This window comes from Arcicella gelida (assembly GCF_034931025.1).
Lineage (GTDB): Bacteria > Bacteroidota > Bacteroidia > Cytophagales > Spirosomataceae > Arcicella > Arcicella gelida.
In genome coordinates, this window is the sequence record NZ_JAYGIL010000002.1 from 308,820 (window position 1) to 326,271 (window position 17,452).

General features: G+C 34.3%; 12 protein-coding genes. 6 read left to right on the forward strand and 6 right to left on the reverse strand.

Annotation, left to right across the window (positions count from 1 at the left end):
* Nucleotides 1-25 precede the first annotated feature (25 nt).
* The 4 genes from VB776_RS01260 (at nt 26) to VB776_RS01275 (ending at nt 6,165) form a co-directional block, all read left to right on the forward strand.
* Nucleotides 26-994, forward strand: a complete 969-nt coding sequence (locus VB776_RS01260) for a glycoside hydrolase family 43 protein (RefSeq protein ID WP_323325235.1) — start codon at nt 26-28, stop codon at nt 992-994.
* A 93-nt stretch (nt 995-1,087) separates the two neighbouring features.
* Complete coding sequence (locus tag VB776_RS01265) at nt 1,088-3,076, forward strand: alpha-L-arabinofuranosidase C-terminal domain-containing protein (protein ID WP_323325237.1); 1,989 nt, start codon at nt 1,088-1,090, stop codon at nt 3,074-3,076.
* 153 nt (nt 3,077-3,229) lie between these two features.
* Nucleotides 3,230-5,149: a glycoside hydrolase family 97 protein gene (locus tag VB776_RS01270; protein WP_323325240.1), complete on the forward strand. Its 1,920-nt coding sequence runs from the start codon at nt 3,230-3,232 to the stop codon at nt 5,147-5,149.
* A 59-nt stretch (nt 5,150-5,208) separates the two neighbouring features.
* Nucleotides 5,209-6,165 carry an arabinan endo-1,5-alpha-L-arabinosidase gene (locus VB776_RS01275; RefSeq protein ID WP_323325241.1) on the forward strand — a complete coding sequence of 319 codons (957 nt, stop codon included), beginning with the start codon at nt 5,209-5,211 and terminating at the stop codon, nt 6,163-6,165.
* Nucleotides 6,166-6,184: 19 nt separating this feature from the next.
* Here the strand turns inward: VB776_RS01275 and VB776_RS01280 are convergent, their stop codons facing one another.
* From VB776_RS01280 to VB776_RS01300, 5 genes are all read right to left on the reverse strand, one after another.
* Nucleotides 6,185-6,583 carry a c-type cytochrome gene (locus VB776_RS01280; RefSeq protein WP_323325243.1) on the reverse strand — a complete coding sequence of 133 codons (399 nt, stop codon included), beginning with the start codon at nt 6,581-6,583 and terminating at the stop codon, nt 6,185-6,187.
* A 179-nt stretch (nt 6,584-6,762) separates the two neighbouring features.
* Nucleotides 6,763-7,935, reverse strand: coding sequence for a PQQ-dependent sugar dehydrogenase (locus VB776_RS01285; RefSeq protein ID WP_323325245.1), 1,173 nt, complete (start codon nt 7,933-7,935; stop codon nt 6,763-6,765).
* An 83-nt stretch (nt 7,936-8,018) separates the two neighbouring features.
* A complete protein-coding gene (locus tag VB776_RS01290; RefSeq protein ID WP_323325246.1) occupies nt 8,019-8,804 on the reverse strand; it encodes a coiled-coil domain-containing protein in 786 nt (261 codons plus the stop codon).
* Between the two features lie 250 nt (nt 8,805-9,054).
* Complete coding sequence (locus VB776_RS01295; RefSeq protein WP_323325248.1) at nt 9,055-10,062, reverse strand: fatty acid desaturase; 1,008 nt, start codon at nt 10,060-10,062, stop codon at nt 9,055-9,057.
* Nucleotides 10,063-10,172: 110 nt separating this feature from the next.
* The gene (locus VB776_RS01300) at nt 10,173-12,353 is read right to left on the reverse strand and encodes a penicillin acylase family protein (protein ID WP_323325250.1); all 2,181 of its coding nucleotides are present in this window, start codon (nt 12,351-12,353) and stop codon (nt 10,173-10,175) included.
* A gap of 320 nt (nt 12,354-12,673) precedes the next feature.
* Here VB776_RS01300 and VB776_RS01305 point away from each other — a divergent pair, with 320 nt between their 5' ends.
* Nucleotides 12,674-15,778 (forward strand): lantibiotic dehydratase, encoded by a 3,105-nt coding sequence (locus VB776_RS01305; RefSeq protein WP_323325252.1) that lies wholly within the window; start codon nt 12,674-12,676, stop codon nt 15,776-15,778.
* Nucleotides 15,779-15,835: 57 nt separating this feature from the next.
* Complete coding sequence (locus VB776_RS01310; RefSeq protein ID WP_323325254.1) at nt 15,836-16,282, forward strand: MarR family winged helix-turn-helix transcriptional regulator; 447 nt, start codon at nt 15,836-15,838, stop codon at nt 16,280-16,282.
* Nucleotides 16,283-16,354: 72 nt separating this feature from the next.
* On the opposite strand, the gene VB776_RS01315 is transcribed toward VB776_RS01310, so the two are convergent.
* Nucleotides 16,355-17,419, reverse strand: coding sequence for an asparaginase (locus VB776_RS01315; protein WP_323325256.1), 1,065 nt, complete (start codon nt 17,417-17,419; stop codon nt 16,355-16,357).
* Between the last annotated feature and the right edge of the window lie 33 nt (nt 17,420-17,452).

A 17,452-nucleotide genomic window follows, 5' to 3' on the forward strand; every position in this document is an offset into this window, starting at 1 on the left:
TTTATATATCAATTAAAATTAAATCATGAATCGTAAAAACCTTTTAAAACTATTATTTGCAGGACAAGTATTGTTCACCTTTTCAGTGAATGCTCAAGTAAAAATGTCTGGAAATCCCATCATTAAAGACAAATTCACTGCCGACCCAGCAGCATTGGTTGATAATGGAACAGTCTATCTTTACACTGGTCATGATGAAGCTCCAAATCGTGAACAACGCTATGTAATGAACGAATGGCTTTGTTACTCATCTACGGATATGGTTAATTGGAAAGAACATCCAAGCCCATTAAATACTAAAAATTTCACGTGGGCAAAAGGCGATGCTTGGGCTTCACAAGTAATAAAAAAAGGAAATAAATATTACTGGTATGTTGCGGTAGAACATGGAACAATTCATGGAAAAGCTATTGGTGTGGCAGTTTCTGATAGTCCGACTGGACCATTTATAGATGCCCGTGGTTCTGCCATTATTACTAACGACATGACCACAGATACAAAAATTAGTTGGGATGATATTGACCCTTCTGTATTTATTGATGACGACGGACAAGCTTATCTTTTCTGGGGAAATACTTTTTGTTATTATGCCAAATTAAAGGACAATATGACAGAATTGGATGGTCCAATCATGAAAGTGAATCTTCCGACAAAGTTTACTGAAGCACCTTGGGTACACAAACGTAAAAACTGGTACTATCTTTCTTACTCGATTGAATTTCCAGAAAAAACAGTTTACGCCATGAGTAAAAGTATCAATGGCCCTTGGGTATTTAAAGGAACTATTAACGAAATTGCAGGAAATTGTAATACCAATCACCATGCTATTATTGATTTTAAAGGGAAATCTTACTTTGTTTATCACAATGGTGCTTTAGTACCTGATGCCGGAAGTTTTCACCGTTCGGTTTGTATTGATGAACTGAACTATGACAAAAATGGAACGATTAAAAGAATCGTTATGACTTCTGAAGGAGTAAAAGCTGTTAAATAAAAACTATCAACATATTCTAAGTAGTTTTATTTGAAAAAGTACTTATCTAAGAACATATTATTCAACCAAACATTTTCAATTTATTTTATAATAATGAATCTTAAAAAACTCAGAATCTTTTCTTTGCTCGTTGCTGCAATTACATTGCAAGGCAAAACGCATGCCCAAACCCCAGTTATTAACATTAAAGCCACACAGCCTGTTGCTGAAATTCAACCAACGATGTGGGGAGTATTTTTTGAAGATATTAATATGGGTGCCGATGGTGGTATTTATGCAGAATTGGTTAAAAACCGTTCTTTTGAGTTTCAAAAGCCTTTAATGGGTTGGAAAGTAGAAAGAAAAAAAGCTGAAGAAGGTGATGTAATTATTCAAAATCGTCAAGGAAACACAGCTAATCCTCGTTTTATCAGTATCAAAGCCAATAATACCTCAAAAGGTGATTTAGGTATTACCAATGAAGGTTTTAAAGGAATGGGGATTAAAAAAGGACTAAGATATGATTTTTCAGTACTATATCGTCATCAAAAAGGTTCTGTAAAATTCCACTTAGAATTACTTGATTCAAAAGGTAATATCATCGGCGAAACATCACTTATTCCTACAGGAAATGGACACGGGTGGAAAAAGGAAGCCATCAGTTTCAATGCAAATGAAACTGAAGCAAAAGGTAAATTTAGAATTTGGTTTGAAGGAAATGGCGAAATTGACCTTGATATGGTTTCATTATTTCCAGAAGATACTTGGAAAAAAAGACCAGGCGGAATGCGTGCTGATATGATTCAATTATTAGCGGATATGAAACCTGGATTTATTCGTTTCCCTGGTGGATGTATTGTAGAAGGCATTGATTTGGCAAATCGTTACCAATGGAAAAAAACACTTGGACCAATCGAAGAACGCCAGTTAATTATCAACCGTTGGAATGTAGAGTTTGCTCACCGTCCATCACCTGATTACTTCCAAACTTTTGGTTTGGGTTTCTTTGAATATTTCCAATTGGCTGAAGACATTGGTGCTGAACCACTTCCAATCTTAAACTGCGGAATGGCTTGTCAATTTAACACTGCCGAGGTTGTACCAGTAAATGAATTAGAGCCATATATTCAAGATGCCTTAGATTTGATAGAATTTGCCAATGCTGAACCTAATACAAAATGGGGCAAAGTACGTGCAGATATGGGACACCCCGCTCCTTTTGATTTGAAATTCCTAGGAATTGGTAATGAAAACTGGGGACCACAATATGTAGAACGCTTGAAGATTTTTACAAAAGCCATCAAAGCAAAATATCCAAACATCAAATTGGTAAACAGTGCTGGAACTGACCCTAGTGGTGACAGATTTGACTATTTGAACAAAGAATTACGTACAATGAATGCTGACATTATCGATGAACATTATTATCGTACTCCAGACTGGTTTTTGAAAAATGCTGGTCGTTATGATTCTTACGACCGTAATGGCTCAAAAATATTTGCAGGTGAATATGCAGCACAAAGTGACAAAACAGTAAGTGTAAACAACCGTAATAACTGGAAATGTGCTTTATCTGAAGCTGCCTTCATGACAGGTTTGGAACGTAATGCACAAGTAGTTAATATGGCTTCGTATGCACCACTATTTGCTCATGCAGAAGGCTGGCAATGGACACCAGATTTGATTTGGGTGGATAATCTCCGTTCTTATGGTACTCCTAATTATCACGTCCAAAAACTTTATTCTACCAATAAAGGAACACATGTTTTGAACACTACTCAGAATGGAAGCCCTCTTACTGGTCAAGATGAATTATATGCTTCGGGTATTTTAGACAAAAAAACGAATGAAGTTATCTTAAAAGTAGCTAACGTTTCAGACAAAGCTCAAGTACGTGAAGTGAATTTAGAAGGTATCAAGAAATTTGATACAAAAGCTAAATTGACAGTATTAAAAAATGACAACCTTGATGCAGCCAATACTTTTGAAAATGCTACCAATGTGAGTCCAGTTGAAGAAACGATTATTTTGAATCCAAAGAAAAAAATCTCTTTAACGCTTGCACCAAATTCATTTACGGTATTAAGAGTTAAATTATTATAATAAAATAGCCATTAAAGTCGTCTTGTCGAGTAGATTATCCATCAAAAATCTATCCGATAAGGCGATTTTTTTTGAGCTTTAAAATCGTTAAATTCTGTAAAGAGTTTTATTCATTTAGTTTATATATTACTTATCAAAACATCTTTCCTTACAATGAACCTAAAATCATCATTACAAGTATTTCTTCTTTTATTACTTTCCTTTGGTGCTTTTTCTCAAAAAGTATTCAGTCCAAATCGTCAAATTGTTGTTGACTTCTCCATCAAAAATCAGCAAGCAAAGTATTCTGTTAGCTTTCAAGGCAAAACTGTTTTGGCTACTTCCAGTCTGGGGCTTATTCGTGAAGACGGAGATTTCACAAAAGGACTTGCGTTATTAGGAACAAGCAAACCGACTTTTGTAAAAGACCAATACACAATTCGTACTACTAAAAAAAGTAATATTACCTATACAGCCAACCGTCAGGTTTTTAAATTGAAAAATGCCGAAGGCAAAAAAATAGACATCATTTTTCAAGTATCAAACGATGGTGTAGCTTTCAGATACTTCTTTCCTGAAAACTCAACTGATATTAAAAAAATCAGTGAAGAAATTACTTCTTTCAAATTTCCAGAAGCTACTAAAGCTTGGCTTCAACCGATGAGCGATGCCCAAACAGGTTGGGAACATTGTCATCCTTCTTATGAAGAATTTTATCAGAAAAACATTTTAGCTGGCATTATTTCTCCTATCAAAGCTGGCTGGGTATATCCTGCACTTTTTCAGTGTAACGGTACTTGGGTTTTATTGACTGAAGCTGGTTTAGATGGCACTTATTGTGCTACACGCCTCAGAGCAGAATCACCCAATAATGAATATAAAATCGGCTTTCCACAAGCACCAGAAGTATTTACAGGCGGTGAACTTAATCCGCAATCCACTTTACCTTGGCTTTCGCCGTGGAGAGTAATCGCTTTAGGTTCTTTGAAAACCATCACAGAGTCAACCCTAGGTACTGATTTAGCCCAACCTGCGGTGAAAATGGATACTTCATTTATACAAACAGGAAAAGCATCTTGGAGTTGGATTATGAAAAAAGACGATTCTATCAATTTTGAAACCACCAAAGACTATATAGATTTTGCTGCCAAAATGCACTGGGAATATTGCTTAATTGATGCTGATTGGGACACTAGAATTGGCTATGATAAAACAAAATGGCTGGCTGATTACGCTAAAACCAAAAATGTAAAATTATTACTTTGGTACAACTCAGCAGGTGATTGGAATACCGTAAAGTATCATCCAAAAGGAATGCTTTTAACACATGAAAGCAGAATAAAAGAATTTAACAAAATCAAAGAAATGGGTATCGCTGGAATAAAAATTGATTTCTTCGGTGGCGATGGACAATCAATGATTAAGTATTATTTGAATATTTTGGAAGATGCCGCCAAAGCAAAACTTTTAGTGAATTTTCATGGAGCAACTTTACCAAGAGGCTGGCATAGAACTTATCCGAATTTAATGACTGCCGAAGCAGTAAAAGGTTTTGAAATGGTGACTTTTGACCAAGCTGCTGCCGACGAACAGCCTGCCCATTGTACAACTTTGCCTTTTACTCGTAATGCTTTCGACCCGATGGATTTTACGCCGATGAATTTATATAAAGTACCTAATATTAATAGACGTACTACTTCGGCTTTTGAATTAGCCTTATCGGTTGTTTTTATATCTGGTATTCAACACTTTGCAGAAGAACCAGAAGGTATGGCTCATGTACCTGCTTTTGCACAACAGTATTTACAAACACTACCAAGTACTTGGGATGAAACCCGTTTTATTGATGGTTTTCCGGGTAAACTATTTGTAGTTGCTCGAAAATCAGGTAATAAATGGTATGTTGCTGGCATCAATGGCGAAGGAATTGCTAAAGATTTGAACCTTGATTTATCTTTCTTGAAAAACAAAAAAGGTCAATTAATGTCCGATGATGAGCAAACTCTTTTGAAAGAAACGCCCCTCAATATTTCAAATACTCCAACAAAAATTTCTTTAAAAGCCAACGGTGGTTTTGTAGCAGTTTTTGAATAGTTTTTCGCCCATAAAGTTTGGCTTATCAAAACTTTATGGGCTTTATTTTTCCGAAAAATATGAAACACATCATTCTTGCTTTATTTTCTTTGCTATTTAGTTATGGCATCCAAGCACAAACTGGAGAAATTGAATCTCATGACCCTTCCACGATACAAAAAGATGGAAATTATTATTGGTTTTTCTCTACTGGTTATGGTATCAAAGCCACTTATTCAACTGATTTAGTCAATTGGAAAGTATCGCCTCAAACGGTTTTTAAAAAGGATTCTTTCCCCACTTGGATTAAAGAATATGTACCCAAATTTCAAGGACATTTTTGGGCACCAGATTGTATTTTCATGAACGGAAAATATTATTTGTATTACTCTTGTTCATCTTTTGGAGTAACACAATCTGCCATTGGTTTAGCAACCAACGAAACACTTGACCCAAATTCGCCAACATACAATTGGACGGATTTAGGAATGGTGGTAGCCTCTAAAGACCGAAAAGATTTCAACGCTATCGACCCTAGTATTTTAAAAGATAAACAAGGTAAAATTTGGATGACTTACGGTTCTTTTTTTGGAGGAATTGCTGCGGTAGAATTAGATTCTGTTTCAGGAAAAATCAAAAAAGGAGAAAGTATCAAAAAAATAGCTGGTGGCAGAGAATCTGATTGGGAAGCATCTTGCTTGATTCAAGAAGGAGATTATTATTACCTTTTTGTAAATAATGGTTTATGTTGTAAAGGACTAAACAGTACTTATTATATTGTTTACGGACGTTCAAAAAATCCATTAGGTCCGTTTTTAGACCAAACTGGCAAAGATTTGAATGCTGGTGGAGGAACAGTAATCATGCGAACCGAAGGTAAATTCCAAGGACCTGGACATGTGGGTTTATTGCGTGAAAAAGGGAAAAACATTGTCTCTATTCATTATTACGATGCCGAAGATCAAGGAAAATCTAAAATCAATTTAGTAGAAATGGGCTTTAAAAAAGGCTGGCCCTATTTTAAGAGGAAGAATTAAATAAGAGATAAAAAGGGAATCATTTTTTGATTCCCTCTACTGTTTTAACATCAATAATTTTAGTTGATTTATTTCCCCAAGAATTTGAAATATAATTCATCACATCTGCGATTTCTTCATTTTCTAATCCCGGTTCAGGCATCATACCATTATACTTAATTCCTTTTACTTCAATCGTATCTTTTAATCCAAATTTGATAGCTTTAATGGCTTTTTCAGGGGTTTTCATCAAATAATCTGAACCCGCTAAAGGTGGATTCAATTTTTCGACACCCTCTCCTTTTCCCATGTGGCAAACAATGCAATTATTCAAATACACTTCTTTACCACGTGCAATACTTTCGGCTAATTCATCTTCATTCTGATGCCAAAATGGAGAAAGAAATAACATCGAAGCAATCAGTAAAATAATTTTCATTTTTCTTTAGGGGATTTTGGCTGTCAGATATTGGTCATCGGCTTTCGGTCGTCGGATTTCAGCAGTCGAATGTTCGTTTAGATTATCAGACCTTTCGTAAGCTTTTAGCCATCAACAGTTCGCTTTAAATGATAAAACCGACTGCTGATGACTGAAGACCGATAGCCATTTTCTAAAATCTATTTCTCTGGACTAATTTTCACGATTGAACCTGTACTTTCAACAGCTACATAAATGTTTCCGTCTGGTCCTTCTTTGATGTCTCTTACTCTACCTATATTTTCAAATACAGTTTCTTGACTCACCACTTTATTGTTTTTAATTACACAACGTTTGATATAATTAAACTTCAAAGAACCAATCAATAAATTACCTTTCCAATCTGGAAATTTCTTGCTTGTCACAAAAGTCATTCCACAAGGAGCAATTGATGGTCTGTAATAAGTAACTGGTTGTTCCATGCCAGCACGAGCAGTATCTGGTGTTATAATTGAATTATCATAACCAATTCCGAAAGTAATAGCAGGCCAACCGTAATTTGCCCCTTTTTTCAAGATGTTTACTTCATCACCACCTTGTGGTCCATGTTCATGTTCCCACAAGTCGCCCGTTGTTGGGTTAATCACAAAACCTTGCGGATTTCTATGACCATAAGAATAAATTTCTGGTCTTGCACCGTCCTTTCCTACAAATGGGTTATCTGTTGGCACAGTACCATCATCATGTAAACGAACCACTTTCCCTTGAAAAGTCGTAAGCTTTTGAGCTTCATCTTGTTGCCCTCTTTCTCCTACTGTCAAGTATAAATATCCAGCTCTATCAAAAGCAATTCTTCCACCGTAGTGATGGTTTGTGGTAACGTTTGGAGTAGCCTTGAAAACTACTTTTTGTTCAGTTAAAGTATTTCCAACCAATTTAGCACGCATCAAAGCCGTATTAGAGCCTTTACCAGTTTCTCCTTCAGCCGCAGGCGAAGAATAAGTAAAGTAAATCCAACCATTTTTAGCATAATTGGGATGAAGTTTAATATCTAAAAGTCCACCTTGTCCTTTAGAAACAATCGCAGGAAGCCCTTGAATAGGTTCTGCTACAAGTTTACCTTCATGAATTAATCTTAATTGACCAGTTCTTTCAGTAACTAACATATCTCCATTTGGCAAAAAAGCAATTCCCCAAGGCACATTCAATCCTGTAACAACCGTTTCTACTTTTAAACCTTCTATGCTAGATTTGGCTACCTTCTTGGAAACAGGAGTATCCTTGTTGATATGTACATTACTTTTTGCATCTGTAGATATTAAAAGGCCAGCCAATAAAGGAAGGACTCCAATAGAGAAAATTTGTTTTTTCATTTGTTGAGTTTATTTTCTTTGTTTGTGATAAAGTTAATGAAAAACACATTTTCGGCTGTACTGATTTCTATGTATTTAATTACTTAAACACTAGTTTCAGCATATTGAACAGATGAATTTAATTTATCTGTAATAGCTTTAATTCTTAGTTCCGAACGTTTTACTTCTGCTCTTAAATTTTGTTTTTCTGTCACGAGTTTATTAATCAAGGCATCATTCTTTTCAATTTTTTTCGTAGCGGCTTTTATCTCATTTTGAATCTTCTGAATTTCAGAAAGCTCTCTATTCATTAAACGTTGCTTAATTGAGTTTGTGCGTTTTTTGATTTGCTTGTTTCGCTGTTTTTCAAGAAAATCTTCTGAACTAAAATAAGCCTTCTTTTCCGCATTGATTCGCCCAATGCCTTCTTTTCTTACTTTTAAAGCAATTTCAGGATTTACTTTCAAGCCTAAAGAACGCATCTTTTTATAGACTACTCCGTATCTAAAACCGAGATGCTCACAAATTTCAGGAAGAGGTTTTGTATAATGATGCTCTTTGAGATAATTGATAGCCTCTTCAGACCATTTCGTAACGCCTTCCCTACCCGATGGAACACCCTTTCGACTTGCTTGACGCACTTTTCTGAGTTCTTCTCCTACAGTAAGTTTAAACCTTTTTAGTTGTCCTCTTACAGATTCCCAGCTTCTACCAAGTTTATCTGATATTTCCCTAGATGTTAAATATTGGAAGTTTTCTTTTAAAAAATTGATTTCCTCCTCGGTCCACTTTGATGTAATTCTTTTTGGGGGTTCTGGTGCTACTTCACTTCTTAATACCACTCCATCCTTGACGTAGTTGATGATTCTTAATTTGTTTTTCTTTGCCATTTTTAGTGTTTCTTACTGAATTTCAATACAGTTTTATGTATTAGGGAAAACAACGAAAAAATGTTTTGAGAAGCCTCAAAACATTCAGTATTATGTTTAGCAAAGGGTTTTTGTGTAACAAACTTCGCACTTTATTCTTAAAAAAACAATAAGTCTTGTATGGTAACTCCGAATTTCCTTAAAATAAAAAATAGCTCCAAAATTGGAGCTATTTAGAACGATTCTTTTTATTAAAAAGTATAAAATTGTCTTACAATTTTTGTTCAGCCATCTGAATATCTGGAATTGAAGTATCATCTAAACCTACACGACCTCTTTCTTTTCTAACAATTCTTGAATACAAACCTACTTCTTGACTGAATAAAAATGTGAAAAATAACTTTACAAACGAAGTATGATATTTCAAATCATCATAAAATTCAGGAGCGGCAGCTTTCAATTTTGGCAAGTTATTCCAAGGCACAGAAGGCATATCGTGGTGTTCGTTATGATAACCTACATTCATGTTGATTAAATTCAAACCACCATAATAACTGTAAGTCTCTTGGTCTTTATCTAACACCAAATAATGTTCTTGAATCCATCTTGCACCAAGTGGGTGTAAACCTACAGAGAACATAAAACTTGCACCCATATAACCTAAAGCTGACCATCCCCAGAAATACCAAATTACAGCATCGAAAACAATTTGAGCGATGATATTCATCATTACCCAACGGTCAATTACTGCTAATTCTAAACAACGAAGTGTACGAATTACTTGGAAAATAGGAAATAACAATAACCAAACTGCTTTACCAATAAAGTAATTATTGATAAGTTTAGCTTCCCAATAATCTGGTAAATCGGCGTCTAATTCATGAACTCCTTGAAAAGCATGGTGCTTTAAATGATAGTTTTTGAAAGAAATAGCTGTTGGTACTAATGATGGAAAATTGGCAATGATACCAGCGTAAACGTTCCAAGAAGGTTTTTTGAAAACAAGGTTGTGCGAAGCCTCATGAATACAAATAAACAAAGTATGTGAAGGGAAAGCACCAATACACCAGGCTGCTGCCAAAATAATGTACCATGCTTGGTCCTTCACCAAATAAGTCATCAGGATTTGAAGTGACACACAAGCCAAAATCCAAACCATCGTCATCGGATTTTTAGTGATTAATTTCTTAACCTCTGGGTGAGCCTTTAAAATCTGCCTTGTACGCAAGCGGTGAGGTTCAGAACCTGTAACATGAGTAAAATCTTGTTGATACGCCATTTAATGTTAATTTAATTCGTTATTGAAATTACTGTTAAAATTCTATTTAAAAATCTTTCAAATATACTGCGAACCAAACGTTTTATCAATTTGTTTGATAATATTTACATTTATTCGCCTGGATGATATGTTTTTTCTGCATTTTTCAAGACATCTTCCTTATAAAAAAGGACATCTTTGAATTTTCCTTTTGTGTACATCAACAATTGGTCATTGAAGTGTTTGGAAGTTGGGTCGCCACTTTCGCCTCCTGCTAAAAGCGATTTTGCTTTAATTTTCTTGCCAAATTCAACCGCACAAATAAAACTGTTTCCTCCTACTCCGTATCTTTTGTTTGTTCCTTGATAATAACGACTATTATAAGATGGCAAAGAACCCCACAAAGCAGAAGCAAAACCTACTGGAACACTTGGCTCGTTGTCATTATACTTGGCTTGTAAATCTCCATTTAATCGTTGAAAACGATTGATTTCCCCCCAAGCTATTTCCCAAGTAGCAAACTTTTTAGTCAAATCATTGATGACTGTTACCAAAGGTGACATCAATTGGGCAACTGTAGCATTCGCTGCAAACCTTTTGGTATTCTCTACTTGGTCGGTTTCGCCTTGGTCGATGTATAATCTTTGAATGACAGGACTTAGTTTCTGAGCCCACTCAACCGCTAAAGTAGTAGCGACAGAAGTTTCAGACGAATGATAATCCCATTTTTTCAGTACATCAATCGGTGCTTTTAATTGATTATAAAGTGAATCGTTCGGTTTTACATCACGTTCAAATGTTTTTATCAAAGCAGGAATCAATATTTCAAAAGCTGACAAATAAGTATCATAACCTGCTTCAATTACTTTATCAATTGTATATTTTTTCTCACGATCTAACACTCTTACGGCATTCACCCCTCTAAAATTTTCTCCATCTGGAGCCATGTAAGATGGATAATTTTCTCTTTTCGGACTATTCAATCCTGCTACTGAAAAAGGTGTTGAATTACAATTTTGTAGCCAACCATTTACTGGATTATACAAATGAACGGTTTCATCAACTGCATGCAAACCTTTCCATTCTGTTGCCGCAATTGAACCATCAACTGGTTTTGCCCAATTGTATTGATTATCTCTTTTCGGAATATAATTACCATGCCAATAAGCAATATTTCCTTTATTATCAGCAAAAACAGTATTGTTTGAAGTATTTGCCTTCAAAGCCATTACTTGTTTGTATTCTTCAAAACCCTTTGCTTTGGTTCGTTTCCAGCTCTGAATCAAACTGACAACCGAACGATTATAAGACTTTAAACTTAACCATTTATCGTCTCTTTTCGCCATGATTGGACCATGATGAGTAGCGTAAGTTGTAAAGGTTTTTTGTTTCAATTCATTCCCTGACAAATAACTAATCGTGATTTTCTTTTCTGAAACTGGTTTTAAGACACCTTCATATTCATAAAAATACTTGTCTTGTTTTTTGATAATTTTCTCTGCATAAACATCTGCAACATCTACATTACTAGATGTGTGCATCCAACCGCAATAAGGATTAAAACCCTGATAAACAAACATTTGCCCCCAAGTAACTGCTCCATAAGCATTCAAACCCTCTTCACTGACTACTTGTACTTCTGGTCTGAAATAAAAAGTAACGTGTGGGTTTATGTACAAAATAGCATTCCCCGACGCAGTAATTTTCGGAGAAAAAGCAAAACCATTTGAACCCGTTTGATGGTCTGAAAGTTTAGGAATAGCCACAGCCGAAACCAAACTTCCTGAGTAAAAATTCTTTAAATCAGCAATGCTCAAATCTGCCGTACTAATTGCACCAATACTTCCATCCGTCCATAATAAAGGATACCAAGGCTGGAAACGAGTCAATATCGCTGGTTTTACAGATGGATGCGTGTGCAAATAATAGTTAATGCCATCAGCATAAGCATTCAACAATTTCTTTAACCACGGTGCAGCTTTTTGATAATCAGCTTTAGCCTCAGTTGTATCTATCAGCAAGCGAATTTGTAAATCATTATACAATTCGGACTCCCCTTTTAGCTCAGAGATTCGTCCTAATTTTTCAATATAATTCATTTCTACTCGCTTGAAATCGTCCTCGCATTGAGCATAAAGTAAGCCAAAAACGGCATCTGCATCGGATTTGCCATAAATATGTGGAATCCCCCAATTATCCCGAATAATGTTCACTCGTTGAGCTTGTTGCTTAAAACGACTGATTTCAGCACTAGAAAATTTTTGAGCGAAAATAGAGAAAGGAAGAAAAAGTAGTAAAATAACTTTTTTCATATTTGATTTTATTGAATGATGAAGTTTTCTGTATAAACAAACATACAAAATTCATAGAAATTTTTGCCACTTCTAGCTTTAAACTTTATCTCTTTTTGCCTTAATGAGTGAATTTTTTCGGAAAATTGGGAAAATTTTGAGGCTTTATCAATGATTTTTCTAAAGAGCTTTTGGTGATATATGTTACTGAAAATAATGATTAAAAAAATGATATTTCTTAAAACTGTTCAGTAAAACGACAATAAAAATTATCATTCTGTACAATTTTGGGCATTAAGCATTAAATTTGGTGATACCGTCAAACCAATCGTTAGCTTTTAATGTCGAATTCATATCAATTTCTGAAAAAAATCATCTTAAGAACGCCTACGCTACCATTTGCAGATGACATTTCTGAAGATTTCCTTAAAACATTACTCAACCATCCGCCTTTTTTAGAAGCACTCTATTTGGCATCGCCTGTACTTTTCAATGAAGCACAACTTTGGAAAGATGGGAATATTACTGATGTTAAGAAAGCTCAAAAAATAGTTTTTTCACTTTGTAAATATTATTCCAGAATGTGTAGTCGATGTACTCCTTTCGGGCTTTTTGCAGGTTGTTCTGTCGTTGAATGGAGTGATGAAACTGCTTTGAAAATTGCTTCTGAAAAACGAAGAAGTACTCGTTTAGACATGCACTATGCTGGTGCTTTGGCACAAAGTTTATCAGAAATTCCTTTCATCAAAAGTCATTTATTATATTTTCCAAACTCAAGTATTTATCAAATTGGTCAAGAAATTCGCTATGTTGAATATAAATATGTTGATGGAAAAAGAACACATCAAATCTCCGCTTTTGAATGGTCTGAATACATAGCTTTGGTGTTGGATGCCTGTAAAAAAGGAGCAAAAATGTCGGAAATTGTGCCACTTTTGATAGACGATGATATTTCGGAAGAAGACGCTTTGGGTTTTATAGAGCAGTTAATTGATGCCCAACTCTTGATTAATGAATTAGAACCAGCCATTACTGGTGAAGGATTGACCCAACAAATCATTAAAGTACTTCAAAAAAATAATGTCAACGAGCATTACCTTGATACTTTGCAAAGTATTGAAAATCAATTGAAAAATATTGATAATCAACAAATTAATAAAATAAGTACTTATCAAGAAATCACAGAGCTTATCAAGAAAATTGGCGTTCCTTTTGAAGAAGGAAAGTTGTTTCAAACAGATTTGGTCAACTTATTTGATGAGAATAAAATTGCATCTGCTTATCAAGAAGAACTGAGTGAAATTGCTGAGCTTTTGATTCAAGTAAGTGAAAAAAGAGAAAATCCAACGCAAAGTGATTTTATCAAAAAGTTTTATGAACGTTACGAAAACCAAGAAATTCCTTTACTTATTGTAATGGATACAGAAACAGGCATTGGTTATGGACAATCTGGCAAAAGTAATTTTACGCCGATTGCAAATGGATTAGAATCAAGCAACGAAGAAAAAAAAGACGTTACAATTAACTTAAATCCTTTTCAACAATATCTTTTCAGAAAATACTTGAATGCGCTCAAAGAAAATGCTTTACAAGTAAATTTGGAAGAAGATGATTTTAAACCTTTTTTGCATAAAAAATATAAAACGCCAAGTTCAACTTCGATGATTTTTAGATTGACTGGCGATGAAGAATTGCCAATTTATCTTGAAAAGTTTGGAGGTACAAGTGCGGTAAATTTATTAGGAAGATTCGCTCATACCGACGAAGCTATTTTGGATATTATTCAAGAAATTACCGAAAAAGAACAGGCATTAAATCCAGAAGTTATCTTTGCGGAAATTGTACATTTACCAGAAAACAGAATTGGCAATATTTTACTTCATCCTGCTTTTTTGACTTATGAAATTCCGTACTTAGCCAAATCGTCATTACCCGAAAATCAGCAAATTTTATTGGAAGATTTATTGGTTTCAGTGGATATTAGTCAACAAAAAATCAGGTTAAAATCAAAAAGGTTAAACAAAGAAGTAATTCCAAGATTGAGTAATGCTCATAATTATTCAATGAATGCCTTGCCGATTTACCATTTTTTATGCGATTTACAAAGTGCTAACCTAGTCGCAGCCTTTGATAGTGGCTGGAAAAAAGCGACTTTAAATACAAAGTTTTCGCCTCGTCTTACTTATAAAAATATCATTCTTGAAGCCGCAACTTGGCAATTCAAGAAAGAAGATTTTGAAAGTTTACTTATCAATTCTCCTGAAAATCTATTAGTATTTTTCCATGAATTTATTGTAAAATGGCAATTACCAAAACGATTTGTATTGGTGGATTTTGACAATGAATTGTTGGTCAATACTGAAAATTTATTGAGTATTCAAACTTGGCTCGATGCTATTAAAAATCGTGAAAAGATTGAACTAAAAGAATTTTTGTTTGTCCCCAACAATGGGCATATCGTTAACCAATCTGGAGCATTTTTTACGAATCAGTTTATAGCTTCTTTAATTAACAAAAAAACTGTTTTTGAGCAAATTCCGTCTCAAAAACCTTTGAATCATGAAATCCAACGCACTTTTTCTTTGGGATCCGAATGGCTTTATCTTAAAATTTATTCAGGCGTAAAAGCCGCAGACGATATTTTAGCACAAAACATTAAGTCATTGGTTGAGCAATTTCTGAAAAAGCGATTGATTGATAAATGGTTTTTTATCCGATATAATGACCCCGATAATCATATTCGTTTACGACTTCATTTTACTGATTTAAAGCATTTAGGTGAAGTAATTCTTGGTCTGAAAGGAATTTTAGACGATTTAGAAAAAGAAGGAATTATCTGGAAAATTCAATACGATACTTATCAAAGAGAAATAGAAAGATATGGTGCTGATGTCATGATTTTAACAGAAAATATCTTTTTTCACGATAGCGAAGCCATTGTAAATTTGTTAGCACAAACTTGGGGCGATGAAAGAGAGCAAATTCGTTGGCAGTTTGCCATGAAACTAATTGATATTTATTTGAATGATTTTGAACTTTCGCTCGATCAAAAGCTAGATTTGATGACCTTATTAAAAGATAATTTTGCAGCAGAATTCAAGGTTGACAAACCGATGAAACTACAAATGGACAAGCGTTTTAGAGAATATCGAAAAAAGATAGAAAGTATTTTGTCGGCTGAAATAAGTGAAGAATTTATCACATTTTTTGAGCCTATTCAACATAAAAGCGAGCAAACTAAAGAAAGTATTGCTCAAATAAAAGTGTTGAAATCAGGTGCTACACTCAAAAAATACTTATCAGATACGATTCACATGACTGTCAATCGTGTGATTGCTGACAATCAACGTTTTCATGAATTAATTATTTATGATTTTATGTATCGCTATTACCAAGCCGAATTAGCCAAATTAAAAAAGAATAGGACTAAGATAAATTTGAGTTAAATTCTCATTAAATTATAAGCTAATTGCTTAAACCTTTTCAATTCATTTAGTAAAGATATGACTACCAATCCAGCAGATAACAGAGCTTACTTTTTTAAGATTGACACAACGATGAAAAAAATAAGGCTCATTCTCCAAAAAAAATTAGATGATGCCAATATTAATCTAACGGTAGATCAATGGGTTTTACTTGACCATATTAAAAGACACGAAGAACTTGGGGTTAGCCAGAATGAATTGGCTGAAATGACTGTTAAGGACGCTCCCACTGTTACCAGAATCATTGATTTATTAGTAAAAAAAGGATTTGCTGAAAGAAAAATGGCAACAATCGACCGTCGCCGATTTATGATTACGCTAACAAATGCTGGCAGAGAAAAATTTGAACAGGCTTACCCAATTGTTGTAGAAGTAAGAAGAAAAGGTTGGGGAGATTTATCTGAAGAAGATTATAAAAATTTTGTAAAAATTCTTGATACTATTTACGCAAACGTTACGCATTGAGTGCTATTCAATCAAAAAGGAGTAATACATTTTAAATCTGTATTACTCCTTTTTGATTTGAAAATTTACCGATTAAGACATTTCTCCAGCAATCGAATATCTCAGATTTTTCTTTTTCTCAGCAAAGTAAGTATCTTGCCCCAATACATACATCAGTTTTGTAATAGCTGCTTCAGTTGTTAAATCTGCACCACTTACTACTCCAATTTCTTGCAAATACTGACTTGTCTGATAATGACCTTGGATTACTCTTCCACCATTACATTGCGAAACATTATAAATGATAATTCCTTTGTCGATGAATTCTTTCATTAAATCCAAAAACCATTGAACAGTCGGAGCATTTCCTGAACCAAAAGTTTCCATGACAACGCCTTTTAAGCCTTCTATTCCCAGAATACTTCTCACAACTTTTTCAGAAATCCCAGGGAAAATTTTCAGAATTACCACATTTTCATCCAATTTCTCATGTACAATCAATTTTGCATTGGGATGATGATGCTTGATATAAGGTTTATTGTACTCTATTTTCACACCAGCTTCAGCTAAAACTGGGTAATTTTCTGATTCAAAAGCATTAAATTGAACACTTTCACTTTTTCTGGCACGATTACCCCGCAATAAAACAGAATTAAAGTAAATACATACTTCAGAAATAATTGGTTGATTATTAAGCCTCGCCGCAGCAATTTCAAGTGCCGTAATGAAATTTTCTTTGGCGTCTGTTCTAGCTACTCCGATTGGCAATTGAGCTCCTGTCAGAATAACAGGTTTATTAAGATTTTCCAATAAATAACTCAAAGCAGAAGCTGTATAAGCCATAGTATCTGTACCATGAAGAATGACGAAAGAATCATATTCATGATATTTTTCACCAATGATTTTTGCCAAAGTAATCCAAACTGAGGGATTCATATTAGAAGAATCCAACAGTGTTTCAAAAGTTAGTACAGAAATATCAAAATCTAAACGAGCCATTTCTGGTAAGTTCTCAGGAATCTGAGCAAAATCAAAAGGTACTAAACCATCCGATTTGGCATCATAAACCATTCCTAAAGTTCCTCCAGTGTAAATTACGAGTACTTTTACATCGTCTTTACTGTCTGATTTTGTGTTAATTTTTATAATATTATACATCGAATAATTTAGTTGTTATGAAAGATGAATGGC

Coding starts and splice junctions, on each gene's coding strand:
- VB776_RS01280 (WP_323325243.1), bottom strand. CDS start 6,583: ATGAAAATTATTTTACTGATTGCTTCGATGTTATTTCTTTCTCCATTT.
- VB776_RS01305 (WP_323325252.1), top strand. CDS start 12,674: ATGTCGAATTCATATCAATTTCTGAAAAAAATCATCTTAAGAACGCCT.
- VB776_RS01265 (WP_323325237.1), top strand. CDS start 1,088: ATGAATCTTAAAAAACTCAGAATCTTTTCTTTGCTCGTTGCTGCAATT.
- VB776_RS01275 (WP_323325241.1), top strand. CDS start 5,209: ATGAAACACATCATTCTTGCTTTATTTTCTTTGCTATTTAGTTATGGC.
- VB776_RS01315 (WP_323325256.1), bottom strand. CDS start 17,419: ATGTATAATATTATAAAAATTAACACAAAATCAGACAGTAAAGACGAT.
- VB776_RS01300 (WP_323325250.1), bottom strand. CDS start 12,353: ATGAAAAAAGTTATTTTACTACTTTTTCTTCCTTTCTCTATTTTCGCT.
- VB776_RS01295 (WP_323325248.1), bottom strand. CDS start 10,062: ATGGCGTATCAACAAGATTTTACTCATGTTACAGGTTCTGAACCTCAC.
- VB776_RS01290 (WP_323325246.1), bottom strand. CDS start 8,804: ATGGCAAAGAAAAACAAATTAAGAATCATCAACTACGTCAAGGATGGA.
- VB776_RS01270 (WP_323325240.1), top strand. CDS start 3,230: ATGAACCTAAAATCATCATTACAAGTATTTCTTCTTTTATTACTTTCC.
- VB776_RS01285 (WP_323325245.1), bottom strand. CDS start 7,935: ATGAAAAAACAAATTTTCTCTATTGGAGTCCTTCCTTTATTGGCTGGC.
- VB776_RS01310 (WP_323325254.1), top strand. CDS start 15,836: ATGACTACCAATCCAGCAGATAACAGAGCTTACTTTTTTAAGATTGAC.
- VB776_RS01260 (WP_323325235.1), top strand. CDS start 26: ATGAATCGTAAAAACCTTTTAAAACTATTATTTGCAGGACAAGTATTG.